13 protein-coding genes are annotated in these 17,057 nt (G+C 33.8%); 6 read left to right on the top strand and 7 right to left on the bottom strand.

Going from position 1 to position 17,057, the window contains the following annotated elements; all coding sequences use genetic code 11:
* The first annotated feature begins 115 nt into the window (after positions 1-115).
* Positions 116-2,278 carry an amidase domain-containing protein gene (locus SBL16_RS05995; RefSeq protein WP_107611232.1) on the top strand — a complete coding sequence of 721 codons (2,163 nt, stop codon included), beginning with the start codon at positions 116-118 and terminating at the stop codon, positions 2,276-2,278.
* A 79-nt stretch (positions 2,279-2,357) separates the two neighbouring features.
* On the opposite strand, the gene SBL16_RS05990 is transcribed toward SBL16_RS05995, so the two are convergent.
* The 3 genes from SBL16_RS05990 to SBL16_RS05980 all read right to left on the bottom strand — a co-directional run bounded on the left by SBL16_RS05990 (position 2,358) and on the right by SBL16_RS05980 (position 7,117).
* Positions 2,358-3,932: a YfcC family protein gene (locus tag SBL16_RS05990; RefSeq protein ID WP_107611231.1), complete on the bottom strand. Its 1,575-nt coding sequence runs from the start codon at positions 3,930-3,932 to the stop codon at positions 2,358-2,360.
* A gap of 366 nt (positions 3,933-4,298) precedes the next feature.
* Positions 4,299-6,323, bottom strand: a complete 2,025-nt coding sequence (locus SBL16_RS05985; RefSeq protein ID WP_317953240.1) for a hypothetical protein — start codon at positions 6,321-6,323, stop codon at positions 4,299-4,301.
* A gap of 182 nt (positions 6,324-6,505) precedes the next feature.
* Complete coding sequence (locus tag SBL16_RS05980; protein ID WP_016930621.1) at positions 6,506-7,117, bottom strand: metallophosphoesterase; 612 nt, start codon at positions 7,115-7,117, stop codon at positions 6,506-6,508.
* A gap of 151 nt (positions 7,118-7,268) precedes the next feature.
* Between SBL16_RS05980 and SBL16_RS05975 the strand changes: the two genes are divergently transcribed.
* The 5 genes from SBL16_RS05975 (at position 7,269) to SBL16_RS05955 (ending at position 13,508) form a co-directional block, all read left to right on the top strand.
* Entirely contained in the window at positions 7,269-8,141 is an 873-nt protein-coding gene (locus SBL16_RS05975; protein ID WP_053016281.1) for a LysR family transcriptional regulator, read from the top strand.
* Positions 8,142-8,471: 330 nt separating this feature from the next.
* On the top strand, positions 8,472-8,639 hold the full coding sequence (locus SBL16_RS05970) for a hypothetical protein (RefSeq protein WP_185955913.1): 168 nt from the start codon (positions 8,472-8,474) through the stop codon (positions 8,637-8,639).
* A gap of 301 nt (positions 8,640-8,940) precedes the next feature.
* Complete coding sequence (locus tag SBL16_RS05965; protein WP_317953235.1) at positions 8,941-11,622, top strand: MMPL family transporter; 2,682 nt, start codon at positions 8,941-8,943, stop codon at positions 11,620-11,622.
* A 23-nt stretch (positions 11,623-11,645) separates the two neighbouring features.
* Positions 11,646-12,590 carry a glycine betaine ABC transporter substrate-binding protein gene (locus tag SBL16_RS05960; protein WP_107611228.1) on the top strand — a complete coding sequence of 315 codons (945 nt, stop codon included), beginning with the start codon at positions 11,646-11,648 and terminating at the stop codon, positions 12,588-12,590.
* Positions 12,591-12,938: 348 nt separating this feature from the next.
* On the top strand, positions 12,939-13,508 hold the full coding sequence (locus tag SBL16_RS05955; protein WP_038812901.1) for a TetR/AcrR family transcriptional regulator: 570 nt from the start codon (positions 12,939-12,941) through the stop codon (positions 13,506-13,508).
* A 40-nt stretch (positions 13,509-13,548) separates the two neighbouring features.
* Here the strand turns inward: SBL16_RS05955 and SBL16_RS05950 are convergent, their stop codons facing one another.
* The 4 genes from SBL16_RS05950 to SBL16_RS05935 all read right to left on the bottom strand — a co-directional run bounded on the left by SBL16_RS05950 (position 13,549) and on the right by SBL16_RS05935 (position 16,938).
* Positions 13,549-13,722 (bottom strand): hypothetical protein, encoded by a 174-nt coding sequence (locus SBL16_RS05950; protein WP_182477430.1) that lies wholly within the window; start codon positions 13,720-13,722, stop codon positions 13,549-13,551.
* Between the two features lie 28 nt (positions 13,723-13,750).
* On the bottom strand, positions 13,751-14,443 hold the full coding sequence (locus SBL16_RS05945) for a type 1 glutamine amidotransferase domain-containing protein (protein WP_107611227.1): 693 nt from the start codon (positions 14,441-14,443) through the stop codon (positions 13,751-13,753).
* 20 nt (positions 14,444-14,463) lie between these two features.
* A complete protein-coding gene (locus SBL16_RS05940) occupies positions 14,464-15,465 on the bottom strand; it encodes an NADP-dependent oxidoreductase (RefSeq protein WP_182477428.1) in 1,002 nt (333 codons plus the stop codon).
* A 294-nt stretch (positions 15,466-15,759) separates the two neighbouring features.
* Positions 15,760-16,938 (bottom strand): MFS transporter, encoded by a 1,179-nt coding sequence (locus SBL16_RS05935; RefSeq protein WP_182703519.1) that lies wholly within the window; start codon positions 16,936-16,938, stop codon positions 15,760-15,762.
* Positions 16,939-17,057: the final 119 nt, after the last annotated feature.

Below are 17,057 nucleotides of genomic sequence, written 5' to 3'. Positions count from 1 at the left end.
AAGCAAAGTAATAATTAGTTGATACTTATCAACTAAAAATCATAATAAATATTATATCAAATTCTGATATATTCGCATACCACCATAGTTAATTTGATAGGAGGAAAAGAGTGTAATGTCGAAGCATAAATTTATGATTTACTTTTTAACAACAACGCTAGTATTGCCAACATTTACGACTAGCATTGCACATGCTGAAGACACAAACGAAGATGCTAAGGTGAAATCATCTAGCACACAAGAAGAACAAACTGATCATAATAAAGATGTAAATGACAATAATACTGATGAAACATCTCAATCAGACGATACTCAGTCCGATAACACATCTTCTGAAGCACCTACTAAGGAAGATTCGAAGAACAAGATAAAACGAGAAAAGTCTAAGTCATCAGATACGTCATCAGAGGAGAAAGATGATGACAACACAAGCGCATCTCGCAGTCATCAAAAGCGTTATAAAGATACTAATAGCACTTACCGTACACCCCTTTCTCCAATCTTTGACGCAACACATTCTAGTGGTTTACCTGCTTCTAACTTTTTAAATCCTGATTTATATCAAAATGGATTTAGCCTAACTCATTTAATTGCATCATTATTTAATTTCGATAGTGATATTTCAGATTATGAGCAACCCGCAAGCACTAATGAAACAGCTGATGACACGCACTCTACAAATAAGCAAGATAGTGATGCACAAGACCAAGATCAAACAGAACATAGCGCTTCATCTTCTGACACAACGGATCGCGACAAAAATGACATAAAGCAAAGTAGTGAGCAAACTAACCAATCAGATAAGACTTCACAACAAGATGAGGCAGATACAAATCAACAATCAACTGCCAATCAAGATAAGGACGATGCAAGTGTTAGTAAAGCGTTAGATGCCATTGATGATTTCGTCTCAGATGAAACAGATGATGATAAAGATAACCAAGGAAGTAATAATACAGATGACACTGATCATCAATCAAAAAATGACGACACAAGCACCGACTCAAACAATGATTCTAGTAAAACATCATCTTCTGATAGTAACAGTCTGTCTGAATCCGCCTTAGACACTGTGCTCGATAAATACAGTGAAGATGCTAAAAAGACGCATCAAGATTTCGAATCATCTAAAAAGGATAATGCATCAGACACATCTAAAGATGAAAAATCAAAAGAGAGCACTAATAAAGCAAGTAACCCTCAGTTGCCAACTAAGAAAGAGCTTGAACATAAAACTACACCTGCACAGTCATTTGAAGATGACTTTAAGCAAAGTAATACGCGTTCAACTAGTCTGTTCCAAACATTACCTCAACTTAATGGTAGTGACGTAACGGATGGCGATATAACAGTTGTTGAAAATAAAGGTACGCGTGACTTTATTAAGTCTATCGCTAAAGATGCACATAAGATTGGTCAAGATAAAGATCTTTATGCCTCAGTTATGATTGCTCAAGCTATTCTTGAATCTAGTTCAGGAAACAGTACCTTAGCACAAGCACCTAATTATAATTTATTTGGTATTAAAGGTAGTTATAAAGGACAATCTGTAAACTTTAATACGCTAGAAGCTGGTAGTGACAACAGTATGTTTAGTATTAATGCTGGGTTCCGTAAATATCCAAGTACTAAAGCATCATTGGAAGATTATGCTGATTTAATTAAAAATGGTATCGACGGTAATCCAACAATTTATAAACCTACTTGGAAGCATGAAGCTATAGATTATCGTGACGCGACACGACATTTAAGCCGTACGTATGCTACAGATCCTAACTATGCCACTAAATTAAATAGCTTAATCAAGCACTATCACTTAACTGATTTTGATAAGAAAAAAATGCCAGATTTAGATCAATATGCTAAACAAACATCTAGTGGAGAAGATACTTCAGGTAGTGAGTTTAAATCATTTGAAATCACAGATTCATCTTCACCTTATCCTCAAGGTCAATGTACATGGTATGTATACGAACGTGTTCAACAATTTGGTAAGAAAGTAGGTAGCGACTGGGGAGATGCCCATAACTGGGATAATCGTGCAGAACGTGATAACTATGATGTCAGTCAAACACCGTCTACACATAGCGCAGTCGTCTTTGAAGCAGGACAAGCTGGTGCGCATGATATATATGGTCATGTTGCCTTTGTTGAAAAAGTAAATAAAGATGGCTCTATCGTCATCTCAGAATCTAATGTCAAAGGTTTAGGCATTGTGTCATATCGTACAATTGATGCTAGCACAGCTGAAGCCTTACACTATATTCAGCCTAAATAATGCTGATGTGAGTTAAATAAGATAACATATAAAAAGGTGGTGCACCCGATTTGGGTGAACCACCTTTTTAATTCATCTATTATGAATAAATTAATACTTGAGTGATAAGCATGCCACCACCGAAGATGAATACGAAGGCAACGACTGGCCATACGAATTTCAACCAGTGAGAGTACTTCATGTCTAACATTTGTAATGTTGCCATTATCAATCCTGTTGGTGCTAAGAATAACATTGCATATTGACCAAATTGATATGCTGTTACGATAACAAATCTAGGAATACCTACTGTATCAGCAAGTGGTGCAAAGATTGGCATTGCAAGCACTGCTAAACCAGAAGATGATGGAATAATGAAGCCTAGGAAGAAGAAGATAATCAACAATATTACAATGAAGATTGGTCCACTTACACCTTGTACAAGTGATGAACTGAAGTTCAAGATTGTATCTGAGATTAATCCATCATTCATAATCATATTGATACCACGTGCCAAACCAATGATTAGTGATACCCCTACCAAGCTTGATGCACCTTCTACAAATGCATCGACGACCACTTTCTCGCCAAGTCCATCTTTACCTAATGCTACCATTAACATGATTACAATTGTAAATGCTAGGAACATTGAGGCCATGATTGGGAACCACCAACCTTGTGTCATAACGCCCCACACCATGATTGGGAATGGTAAGATGAATAAAATTAAAATAATTTTTTTGCGTAGTGTAAATGGTTTTTCTCCGCCATCATCGTTAATAACTGACCATTGATTTTCAAATTTAGTTTTATCTTCATATGTGTAAGATGCTTTAGGATCTTTTTTAATTTTTTTAGCGTACCAGTATAAATAACCTACTGTGAATATTGTTGCCACAACTAAGCCAACAATTCTCCAATATAAACCATCTACGAATGTTGTACCTGCTGCATTTGATGCGATAACAACTGAGAATGGGTTAACTGTTGAGAATGTACTACCTACAGAACTTGCTAGGAAGATTGCCCCAACACAGATAATTGAGTCATATCCCATGGCGATAAAGATAGGTACGAGTATTGGATAAAATGCTACCGCTTCTTCTTCAATACCACAAAGCGTACCACCTAGTACCATTAATACTGATACCATGAATACAAGTAAAAATTCATGACCTTTAGTTTTTTTAGTAAGTGCTAAAAGTCCTGATTCAAATGAACCACTCTTTTGTACAACACCAATGAGTCCACCTAATACTAAAATAAATACCATTACATCGACTGCTTCAATTGTACCGTTAACCATGCTTGATGTAATTTGATCTGGTCCAGCAGGTTTTTGTTCTAATCGTTCGTATGTTCCAGGAATTGAGATAGGTTTATTGATGGCACCTGATTTAAATTGGTCTACATCGATTTTTACACCTAATTTATCTAATTGTTCTTGTGTTCCAGGGACTGTTTTTGATTTATTATGAGCATCGACAATTTTAAATTCATGAGCACCGCCATCATAAGATAACTTAGAGTATGCACCAGCCGGTATCATCCACGTTGCCATAACAGCGATTACAGTTAAAATGAATAAAATTGTAAATGCGCCAGGCATCTTAAGCGAGAATCGTTTTTTCCGTCCTTTGCTAGTGCTATTAGTAACTTCGTTAGTGTGTGTCATGCTTTTCAACCCCTTCAAGTATTTTTTTATCTTTGAAAATGCTATACACATTTAAAACGTATACTTTGTGAAAATTTGTTAATTAAGCAACTTTGTGAAAAATTTCTCAATTTCTTTTTCCACTATTAGTGTATGTCTAATGCACTTTACAATCAATATGAATATTAAATAAAGTGTAAATATTTTTGATATTCCATAATTATTTCACATAACTTTACCAATAATTTCTCAAAATTCACTTGCTATTTTCAGGAAATTGTGCAAACGCTTTCTTAACCGATGTTGAGCCTCTTTTCCAAAAAATAAGCGTAGATAACATAGGTAAGTAATGATTACTCTGTTATCTACGCTTTAAGTTTGTATTTATTATTTTGTTTTTTGTTGTTTACGTCGACCTAACCCTATTAATGTGCCCCCAGCAATCACTAATAACACTGTTACTGGTAGCCAAGACTTTTTAACTACTTCTCCAGTACTTGGTAAAGATAGATTCCCCTCATCATCAAATAAGCCACTTAAAAATCCATCATCATTGCCTAATTGTCCCAATGATAATCCTTGTACAGGATTAGGAATATCTTCAATATTGTCTAACAGACTTCCTCCTGAATTAAGGCCATCTAATAGACCACCACCAGTTAGTCCATCTAATAAATGAGGCCCTTGATTAAGAAGATTAGAACTTGATGTACTACCATTAATGCGATCAAATAGTGAAGGTCTATTGGTAATAGGATCTAAGATATAATTCAAATTATTTTTTGCAGTGTCGAGTTTATTTTGCAACTGTAATAAATCACCAGCTGTACCGTTTAATGCATTTTTCACTAAATCTAACGCATCAGCTTTATCCGTTTGAGCTCTAGCAATAAGATCTGCCAACGCCTTCGCTTGTGTTTGATTTAACTTTGTAGCTAATAACGTTTCGATGGTTTGCTTAGGGTCTGACGATTTATCAAGTATGTCTTTAAGAATATCATCAGCTGTTATTTTTTGATTTGCGTTAATTTTTTGCTTCACTTGATTTACTAATTCTGAGCTAGATAAGTTCTCTTTAGCAAGCTGTTTAGCTATTTGTGATGCCTCATTATTTCCTAAACGTGTTGAAAGCAATGTTTTGATTAAGGCCTCATTATCAGGCGCTTGATCAAACATGGATGCCAAAATATCATCACTTGTTGTCGTTTTGAGGTTGTCGATATGTTTCATCATTTGATCTGTTATTTGCTTATCTGACTGACCGTTAGTTTTAATCTGCTTGGCTATCTTTTGAGCTTCGTTTTTACTAAAGACACTTCCTAAGATTTGTTCGACTGTTGCTTGCTTATTTGAAGATTGTTCTAAGCGACCACTTATTTCATCTCGGTTCGCTTTAACATTTTGTCGAACAATTTTAATATCTTTTTCAACATTTTGCTTTTGCTCATTAGTCAAATTGTTGTTTTGCTTTACTTGTTGTTCTAACTGTCTCAATTGCTCAAGTTTATGGTCACTATAACGTTTCGATGTGTTATCTTGTTGATTTTCAACTTTTGTAATGGCTTGGTCAATTTTTTGATTAGCAGATAATTCGTCAGTTAATGCATCAACATGGCCCTCTTTTGAATCAATCTTGTTTGACTTATGGCTGACATCATCTTTATCTATCTGTTTGATACCATTTAGAATACTTTTATCTGATGCAGTATTAGTATTATCTTTTGAATGCGATTTTGTTGAATTGTCATCTTGAATGGATGAGTCAGTTTGATCTCGAATATCTTCTACAGATGAATGTGCACTTTCTTTAGTTGATTCTATGTCATTTTTAACATTATCCATTTCATCCAATATTGAGGTATCATCATTTTTATCATTCATTTGATTCTTATTGTTTTGAGAAGATGCTGATTGTCCACTACTTATTTGGCTATTTTCATTATTATTTGTGGAATCTTGTTCCGTCTTCATATCGCCATTTTGTTGATGGGTATCAACCTTTTCAGATAAAGAATCTAAATCGGCTATTACTTTATCTAGTTCATCTAGCTTATTTTCTTCATTCGTTGATGATTGCTTAGCAGTTGAGAGTGAAGATTCATTTGAAGTGCTTGCTTTTTCACCAGTTTCTTTAGTACTTTCCTCATTTGATATACGGTCTTCTTCCTGTGCATCCCTTAAAATTTGATCAATTTCAGACTGATTACGTGCATCTTCAATATCTTCTTTATAACTCTTAATATCAGTGGCTTGTAGGTACTTCAAACGGTCAATTTTTGTTTTCGCTTTATCTATCGCTTTATCAAGTTTATTTTGAACAGATGTCATTTCACTTGAAACGTTGTCAATGCGGTCATTTGATTGTGCAAATCCATCTTTGGTAAATCCATAACCCACTAATGTTCCACTCATTAACAACACTGAACATGACACTTTTAAATACGAATTAAATTTAGAATGTTGTCTAAGCTTCTTCACGCATGTCACCCTTTTTATTAATATTCCACTTCATTATATAACATTTAATTTAAAACTTATACTTCTGTTTTTTGAAAATTAATTAAAGGTACCAAACATTGACCAGTCTTAGATTTTTATAATTTTATACGTTTAGTGTTGATTTTTTTAGTATCTGTAACCTTAACAGAGTATTGGTACGCATTAGTTAAATCTATAAGAGATAAGAATTTATTATGACCAGCACCTGTATCAATATCTAGTATATTTTTCTTTTTATATAATTCATCATTTTTTAACCCATAGCGATAATTTGGAATATGTCCATGTATCAAATATTTATTTTTAGGGATGTTTCTATTTAAATTATGGTTATAATGACCAGTAGTATATTCCTTAATCTGTTTATTTAAAGGCTTAGACGTATCTATACCAGCATGCGCAAATATGTAATTATCTATGACCTCGATTGTCGACAATTCTCTTAAAAATTTGTGCCAGCGTTTGATTTTTTTATCTTTACTTTCTAACCAACGCATCTCATGATTGCCAGCCAAGGCAAGTGCACCTCGACGTTTTAAGCGTTTCACTAACTTCAAAGTCCCAAATGAATCGGGTCCATTATTAACATAATCTCCCATTAAAACGAGTTGATCTTTTCTCACATTAAAATTAACTGCCTTTAAAAGAGTGACGAGTGCCTTCCGATGACCGTGAATATCAGAAACCACAAGTATCCTTTCTTTCATACTTTCTTCTCTCCTAACCTACGACTTATTGCATATTAATATAAAACCACTGTTTAACTAACTTTAAACAAATTATTAACGTATCCTCAAAATTCTTTATTTATTATAGAAAATAGTATAAACAAAATATATATTTTGGGGAAATCAATTTATGAATACAAAGCAATTACTCATCTTTAAACATTTCGTTGAAGCACAAAACGAAAACGCCGTCGCTGAAAAACTTGGTATCACACAACCAACGGTAACTTTTCATTTAAAAAACTTAAGCAAAGAATGTGGATTACCTCTTTATTTCAAAAAAGGTAAACATTTCAACCTCACTGAAGCCGGTGAATTACTCTATCGGAATGCGAATAAAATGCTTAATTTAATAGAAGAAACAACAGATATGATGGAAGATTTCAAACAATCTAAACGAGGAACTTTAAGAATTGGTGCGAGTCACGCTCCGATCTATAGCATTTTACCATCAACATTTAAAAACTATATGCATGAACATCCGAATATAGATATTAACTTAACAGTAGATACTGCGCCAATTATTATCGAGAAAGTTAAAAACCGTAAGATTGATATTGCTGTCATAGCTGAAAAAGGGTTTAACGAGGGGGAACTACAAGTTAAACGTCTTCATGAGAATCCATTAGTGCTTGCTATGGACAAACGTCACCCACTTGCTCAAAAAGATCATCTTACTTTAGAAGATATTAGTAGTTACCGTTTTATCATTCATAATAGCGGAGCAACTCGAGACAGTATAGACGAATGGCGTAAAAAGAACTTTATCAACTTAGACGTTCACATGGAAACCAATAGTATTAGTAGTATCCTTACAACAATAAAAGATTCAAATTATTTAAGTTTAGTCAGTGAAAATGCTATAAGTCATCATTCAAGCATTATTAGTAAGACTTTGCCTAATGCCCCAACCACAAGTTACATCTCACTCATATACCGTAATGATAGACATCTCACTTCTATTATCCAAGATTTCATCACATTAATATATAACACTAAATAGTTCCTGCAAATTTGAGCAATCACGTTGATTAAATATTTATTAACATGATTGCTCTTTAATACTATCCGCCCTTCTACAGTTGCTTTCTGTTTCTTTTTTCAAAATAATTCAAGTACGTATAGTTTGAAAAGTCAGTTTATTATTACCTTTATAAAATATTAAGAATGTATAAATTTTGTTAATAAACATTCCGAAAAGTTATAACAATTTTACAATATATTAATAAATCGCTATAAAAAAATACGCTTACATAATATAATAGATGTGAAAGAAAGATATACATATTAATCAATTTGCTATTTGTACTTTTTTGATTAGGAGGTACGGTTAATGCTCGTTCTTTCCATCATTTTATTACTTTTAGGTCTAATTTTAATCGGTATTAGTAGATTTGTTGCATACCAACGTGACATTGACCTCAGAGAAAAAATTTATATTCCTGGCGTAATTTTTGTCTTAATAGGCGCATTACTTCTCCTGTTTTATTTAATAAACTAACTACATCGCAAGTCTACATACCAAATTATTTTCAGGTATACCATCATCACGAGGTTACCTGTTTTCTTATATATCCCCTTAATACACGCTATTTTCACCAACAATTTTTCCAAAGTGTTGCATTTTCCAACGACGTAAAACTTTTAATGGTACCGAACGTGGGTATAACTTGTTACATTATCAAATGTAACATTTTAAATATGCTTAATTTGAGGTATCGATTTAATGTAATTGCTCACAAAACATCAACACACTACCCATACTTTAAGCGATATAAATTAATGAAATAGGGGGAAATGTCTTGGCAAAGCTATTATACAAACTAGGAAAATTTATAGCTAAGAACAAATGGCTAAGTGTTATAGGATGGCTTGTTATACTAGGTGTCATTATCACGCCATTAATGATAAACTCACCGAAGTTTGACAGTGACATCACTATGAACGGCCTTAAGTCATTAGACACAAACGATAAAATCAGTAAAGAATTTCATCAGGACAGCGAGAAAGCCTCGATGAAAATAGTATTCCATTCTAATAAGAATGATGGACTCAATAATAAAGATACGAAGAAAGATATTGAAGATGCTTTAGACAATATCAGACAAAATGATGATTATATCCAAAATATCTCTAATCCATATGACAGTGGTCAAGTTAATGATGAAGGCGATACTGCTATCGCTAACGTAAGTTATGTAGTTCCACAAACTGGATTAAAAGATTCTTCTAAACATATCATCGACAAAGAATTAAAAGATGTAACTGACAACCACAATGTGCAAATTGAAAAAACTCAAGGTGGCGCTATGAATGCTGAACCTGGTGGTACATCAGAAATTGTCGGTATCGTCGTAGCATTCGTAATCTTACTTATTACCTTTGGTTCACTTATCGCAGCTGGTATGCCAATTATTAGTGCAATCATCGGTTTAGGTTCAAGTGTTGGTATCATCGCATTATTAACATATATCTTTGATATTCCAAACTTCACTCTTACACTAGCTGTAATGATAGGTTTAGCTGTTGGTATTGACTACTCACTCTTTATTCTATTTAGATTTAAGGAACTTAAGAAAAAAGATGTCGATACTTTAGAAGCTATCGCAACAGCAGTGGGTACAGCAGGTAGTGCTGTAATATTCGCTGGTCTTACAGTTATGATTGCTGTTTGTGGTTTATCACTTGTAGGAATCGACTTCTTAGCGGTTATGGGATTCGCTTCAGCGATTAGTGTATTATTTGCAGTATTAGCAGCATTAACACTATTACCTGCCCTAATCAGTATCTTCCATAAAAGTATTAAAATTAAAGATAAACCATCTAAAAGTAAAGACCCTAAAGATCATCCTTGGGCAAAATTTATTGTTGGTAAGCCAGTTATCGCTGTTATTGTAAGTTTAATTATTTTAATTTTAGCTGCTATACCAGTCAGTGGCATGCGTTTAGGTATTCCAGATGATAGTTTAAAACCAACTGACTCATCAGAATACAAAGCATACAAATTAATCTCAGATAATTTTGGCGAAGGTTATAACGGACAAATTGTCATGTTAGTAAATACAAAAGATGGTGGAAGTAAAAGCACTATCGAACGTGACTTAAATAATATGCGCAGCGATTTAGAAGACATTGATAATGTTGATACAGTTTCAAAAGCACAACTAACTGACAACAACAATTACGCATTATTCACAATCATTCCTGAAAAAGGACCGAACTCACAGTCAACAGAAAATCTAGTATATGATTTACGTGATTATCATAGCCAAGCACAAGAAAAATATGACTATGGCACTGAAATTTCAGGACAAAGTGTTATTAACATCGATATGTCAGAAAAACTAAACAACGCTATTCCAGTATTTGCAGGCGTTATCGTTGTATTAGCATTCTTCTTATTAATGATTGTGTTCCGTTCAATCTTAGTTCCATTAAAAGCAGTACTAGGCTTTATCCTTTCATTAATGGCTACATTAGGTTTCACAACATTAGTCATTCAACATGGCTTTATGGGTAGCTTATTTGGTATTGAAAACACAGGACCATTACTTGCATTCCTTCCAGTAATCACAATTGGATTGTTATTCGGACTTGCCATCGACTACGAGCTCTTCTTAATGACACGTGTACATGAAGAATATAGTAAGACTGGCGACAATGATCATTCAATCCGTGTAGGTATCAAAGAAAGTGGACCTGTTATCGTAGCTGCTGCACTTATTATGTTCAGTGTATTCATCGCATTCGTCTTCCAAGATGACAGTGCAATTAAGTCAATGGGTATCGCACTAGGTTTCGGTGTGTTATTCGACGCATTCGTCGTACGTATGACATTAATTCCAGCATTGACGAAACTCTTTGGTAAAGCTTCTTGGTACCTTCCTAAATGGTTAGGTGCAGTATTGCCAAACGTTGACGTTGAAGGTAAAGCTTTAGAAGAAGATAATCATCACGACACATCTTCTGAAAAAGGTCATGTCAACGATAAAAATAATGAATACTCTAGACAAAACAAAGATAACTATGTTTATCAAAATGACAAACATAACCACAATCGTAATTATAATGACGAAGATTATAACCGTTCTGTGCATTTAGATAATCATCATGACCAGCATAATCGCCAACATCACTATGATAATCAACGTGATGATATAGACTATGAATCACTTTATACTCAAGATGGCGACCATACTCATCATGATGAACATAATTATAATGATCGACACTATCAAGACAATTACTATAGAAACGATGATTATCGTCATAACAATCATGATCAACACAATGATAACGATGATTATCATGATTCAAATTTCGATAAAACAACAAACTTATACAAAGAATTAACTGATAGCAATATTGATCAAGATGTATTATTCAAAGCATTAATGTTATACGCTCGTGAAAACAACAAAGGTGTTTACGATAGATATAACCGATCATCTCAACATCGTCATGATGACGAACTTAGAGACTAAAATTAAAAAGGAGGAAACACGTTATGTTAAAACGACGTAGTTCGAAATTCTTAGGACTACTAGCCACACTAGCCTTAGCCATAGTGCTAAGTGCTTGTGGTAATAGTGGTAGCGGTAGTGGTTCATCAGACGATAGTCAAACATCACTTGGTAATAAAGAAATCGAAATACCTTATATCGCGAGTGATAATTCAACACCACGTTCACTAGTTATAGCAGAAGTATTGAAAAAAGCAGGTTATGATGTAACAACAACACCAGTAACAGCAAGTGGCCCATTATATGCTGCTGTATCAGAGAACTCTGATTCATTCCATGCATCAGGTATCTTCCCTACTACTGATAAAAGTTACTACGATAAATTTAAAAGTAAATTAACAATTTATGATGATAAACATTTAATTGATAACGCAAAAGTAGGTTTAGCCGTACCTAAGTACGTGCAAGATGTCGACTCAATTAGTGACTTAAAAAACAGTGAATTCGGAAAATCTGTAGACTGGACAATTCAAGGCACAGACGCACGTAATGGTGTTATGCAAGAAACTAAAGATGAACTTGATAGTGACAACTTGGATAAATATAGCTTGAAAGAAAGTTCTGACCAAGACCAATTCAAGAAAATTCAATCTGCTTTTAAACAACAAGAACCTATCGTCTTCACAGCAATGGAACCTAGCTGGTTCTCTAAAGAATTAGACGTTAAAATGTTGAAAGATCCAGACAACATTTATGGTAATAATAATCAACACATTGACTTAGTATTTAACAAAGACTTTAAAGAAGCACATCCAGCTGCATACACAATTGCAACACGTATCGCAGATGACTGGAGTAAATCTGACGAAGACAAATTAGCTAAAAAAATCTTTGTTGATAACAAAAATCCAGAACAAGTAGCTAAAGACTATGTGGATGATAATGATAATAAAGTAGATGAATGGTTAGAAGGTATTGAGACTAACTAATTGCATAGTTAAGAAAGACAAATAAAGCATATGCTCGTTTGGTGCAGCATATTTAAAACTTATAATGCAAATTTACAGTAGCAAACCGAGTTGAGAAGGCGCTTAAGACATTCTCTTCTCAATCGTAGCTATTATTGCGAGGGAGTGAAACTAAACTCAGTTTCGCTCCCTCTTTTTATATCGCTCTTATAGTATTAAACGTTTCAAATAACTCATTTACTCTTTTTTTATAAACAAATTTAAACGTGGTATCAGTTGTTATGTTTGGAAAAATCAATTTTATTGTGATAAATTACTCTTATTACGTCAGGCTATCTGACTAGATTAAATATATAGGAGAATCAGATAATGCCGTCAGCAAATCAAAAACGTATGATTAAACATATTCATGAAACAGTGTTTATACTTTTACATGACTATCATTTTGATGAAATCACCGTACAAAAAATATGTGATATTGCAGAAATCAACCGCAGTACGTTCTACAGATACTTCCAAGATAAATATGAATTACTCTACACTTTACCTGACTTTATTACACAACAAATTATAGCTAAAGGTGACACATCAGCAGACATTACAACCCCTGAATCATTTGAAGACTTTATTTATTACATTGGTAATAATAAAAAGATTTTCAAACATTTATTAGTTTCGTCTCGACAGGCAGATGTATTTAGAAGTTTAACGAATGTGAGTCGCGAAATGATGTTAAATAACTCAACTCGTAAGCGTGACCCATTAGCGCAAAAGATTAGAGAAAGTAAACATCCTGAAATTGTAGCCGATTTTTACAGTAGTGGCGTAATAGAAGTACTACGACGTTGGGTAGAAAATGACTATAACTATACTGTTGAAGAAGTGTTTGAAACATTAAATAATGTGCTTGAAACGTCATTATATTGTTATGATAAATAAAAGCAATCTCACATAAATTAAGAGTGAGATTGCTTTTTTGTCATTTGCGTTTTTTAGTGTCTACTGTTTTATAAACCATAAAAATACTATTAGCTACGATTAATAGTGCCAGAATGACCATTGGCCAAGTACCTATATTAACCATATTGAATACAATAAGTATTATCATCAAAATAAGATTTATTGCATTTGAAATCATCAACGATTTATCCACTTAGCATCACCTCTTACTATGTTATAACCTAATCTATTAAATTTAATTGTTTTTTTACTTCTTCGGCAACTAATTTAGGTGACTGTGGATTTTGTCCTGTAATTAATCGACCATCAACTTGTACATATGGCGTAAATGGTTGTCGTCGGAATGAATAATGCGCACCACGTTTTTTTATTTCATTCTGTAAATGAAACGGTACTAATGTGTCACGGTTGGCTAATACTTCTTCTACGTTAGAAAAGCCTGTGATGTCTTTATCTTTAATTAAATATTCTCCACTGCTATTCTTTGCGTTGAGTAGTGCTGCAATACCATGACACACTGCTGAAACGATGCCACCTTTATTGTATATCGTTTCGATAGCGTTTTGTACGGCACTATTTTCCGGGAAATCAAACATCACACCATGCCCGCCTGTGAAGTATATGACGTCATAGTCTTCTACAAGGGCTTCAGATATTGGTTGTGCATAGCGCAATTGATTCATAAAGTCATTATCTTTATAATATGCTTTTGTTACTTTGTCTAACATAAATGGAGATAAACTAACTGGATCTATTGGTGTATTCCCACCAGTCATGTTATAAATATCAATATTTACATCCTCATTTTTGAATTGATTGTAAAAGTGGACAAGTTCTCCTAACCACAGCCCAGTTGGTTTACTATTATCACCAAAATAATCTGCACTTGTGTTCACTATCATAATATTTTTCATAAATTTAACACCCACCCTTCTTAATTATTCATTTTAATAATAATCTTACCTTTAGCACGACCACTCGTTGAATAATCTAACGCAGCCTGAGTGTCTTTAAAATCAAACACTTTATCAATAATTGATTTGATCTTGCCTTCTTCGATTAATTGACTAATTTCTTTTAATTGAGTGCCACTTGGATGCATAAATAAAAAGTCATAATTGACGTTAAACTGTTGGGCACGTCGTCTTAATTTATAAGAAGCAACGCGTAATAACGCTTCTTTACCAATATTTAGATTTAAATCTCTAGCATTTTTATCTGTTGGAACACCAGACACTGATGCAATTGTGCCACCTGGTTTCAAGATTTCGAATGATTTTTCTAAGTTATCTCCACCTAATGTATCGAAGACACCATCATAATCATTAAGTTCTTGTGCGAAGTCTTGTTCTTTATAATTAATAAATTGATCTGCACCGAGTGACTCGATAAGTGCTTTACCACGATGACTTCCTGTAGTAGCAACATATAGTCCCATAGCTTTTGCTAATTGAATCGCAAATGAGCCGACACCACCTGATCCCGCCTGAATAAATACTTTATCACCACGCTGTAATTGCATGACTTCATTAAGGGCTTGGTATGATGTTAAACCGACTAATGGAATACTGGCTGCTTCTTCAAAAGATAAGTTTTTAGGCATCGGTGCTATTTCTGACGCATCAATTGAAATATAGTCTGCAAAAGTACCAATTTTAGTTTTACGTGGTCGACCATAGACTTTATCACCGACCTGATACGCTGTAACATTAGCACCCACTTCTGTGATAACACCTGAGAAATCGTTTCCTAGAATTAATGGAAATTCATATTTCAACAGTATTTTAAGTCCGCCATCTCTAATTTTAAAATCAATTGGATTAACGCTTGCCGCTTTAATTTGAACACGAACCTCGTTAGGATTCATGTTTGGTAAAGGCATACGTGTTTCTTGTACTGGGTAATCACCATATTGATGTACAACCATTGCGCGCATATCCGTTTTCATAGGCACTTCTCCTTTATCTCTATTTGAATTGTTATCCATTATAGTACGGTTGATAGTTGTTTACTAATAATCTGATTAAACAAAAAAGAGTGGAATAGAATTCATTCAGAATTCATTATTCCACTCTGTCTTGCATAGCTTGTAAAATCTATTTTGAGATTTTATATGTTAGATTCCTTCCCGCAAGGATAACCTAAAATTTAGAAAAGATTGATATAAGCGACTTGATAGCTCAGGCAGCTACTATAACTTTGCAAAGCAGACTAATAATAGACGCGTTCGTTATCTTACTTCATTCTTCCTACGTGGCAGGCATAAAGCAATTATGATAGCGATAATACCAATCACAGCTATAATGTTAAATTGTACTGTGAAACTTGAAATCGTATTTAGAACAATACTTAAAACTGGTGCAATCGCTGTACCTAAAAATAAAATAAATGTATTAACTGATAAAAAGAAGCCTTGGTTACCATTCACGGTTAACCCTACTTTAGAAATAGTTGATGGGATTGCGAAGGCAATGCCACTTACAAATAGCACACTCCAAAAAATGAGTAATACGATATTCGTTGTCATAGACATCAAGATAAGCGAACCTGTGCTCACAATGAGTGCACCTAAGATAAGATTTTTAACGCCAATACGGTCGCTAATACGCCCCGCTACAAGTGACAATAGCATACCTATAATACCGAACAATTTAGCGTTAATCGCAGTCGTTTCATTTCCACCAATCGTATCGGACGTGACGTAATTGTTAAACACTGTATACATACTAATAAACATAGTTAACAATGTGAGCGACACCCCATAGCACAAGAGCACGGCTTTATTCGTTTTAAAATCACTAAAATTATTAAAGAATTTAAGTAATTGAATGTTGGGATTCTTCACTGGACTTTCAGGAATTTGTCTATGAATTACGAAAGCTAAGATGATATATAGCACCGTTAAAGTGAAATAAACCATATGCCAATTTGAAAAACCTACTATGATCTCACTTAAATTTTGACCAATAATCCCTGATAACATGAAACTCGTACTAATGAAACTAATCGCAGTCATACGTTTGACCGGTGAATAAGTTTCTGTCACGTATGTGATAGATACTGGTGAAAAGGCAGCAGCAAATATACCTTGTATCGCTCTTAAAACGACCAGTATCGCGAAAGAATGTACAAAACCTATAACTATACAAATCATTACAAGCCCACAAATTCCAAATAATATGGTGCGAATTCTCCCATATTTTTCTGAAATAGTCCCATAAAACAAACAACTTATTGAATATGTAACGGAAAATGCAACACCATTTAAAGTTGCAATTGATTGTGGAATTTTGAAGTCTTTAGCAAACTCTGCAGTTAATGGAATTGCCGTATATAAACTGCTCATTACTATAATTCCTGCAATAAAGAATATGGTTGTTATTTTGTTGTAATTCATTGTTTTTTGGATAGACATTTGCTTCTCCCTTCTTTCTATTTTCTACAACATTTCTATTATGACACTTTCACTTATTTTTCAAAAGACTACTTGAAATTGACAAAATACTTTTAAAGTTCTTTCATTTAAAA

It is taken from the genome of Staphylococcus sp. NWU MK-U1, from assembly GCF_033283505.1.
GTDB lineage: Bacteria > Bacillota > Bacilli > Staphylococcales > Staphylococcaceae > Staphylococcus > Staphylococcus haemolyticus.
This window is presented reverse-complemented; position numbering and strand designations above follow the sequence as displayed.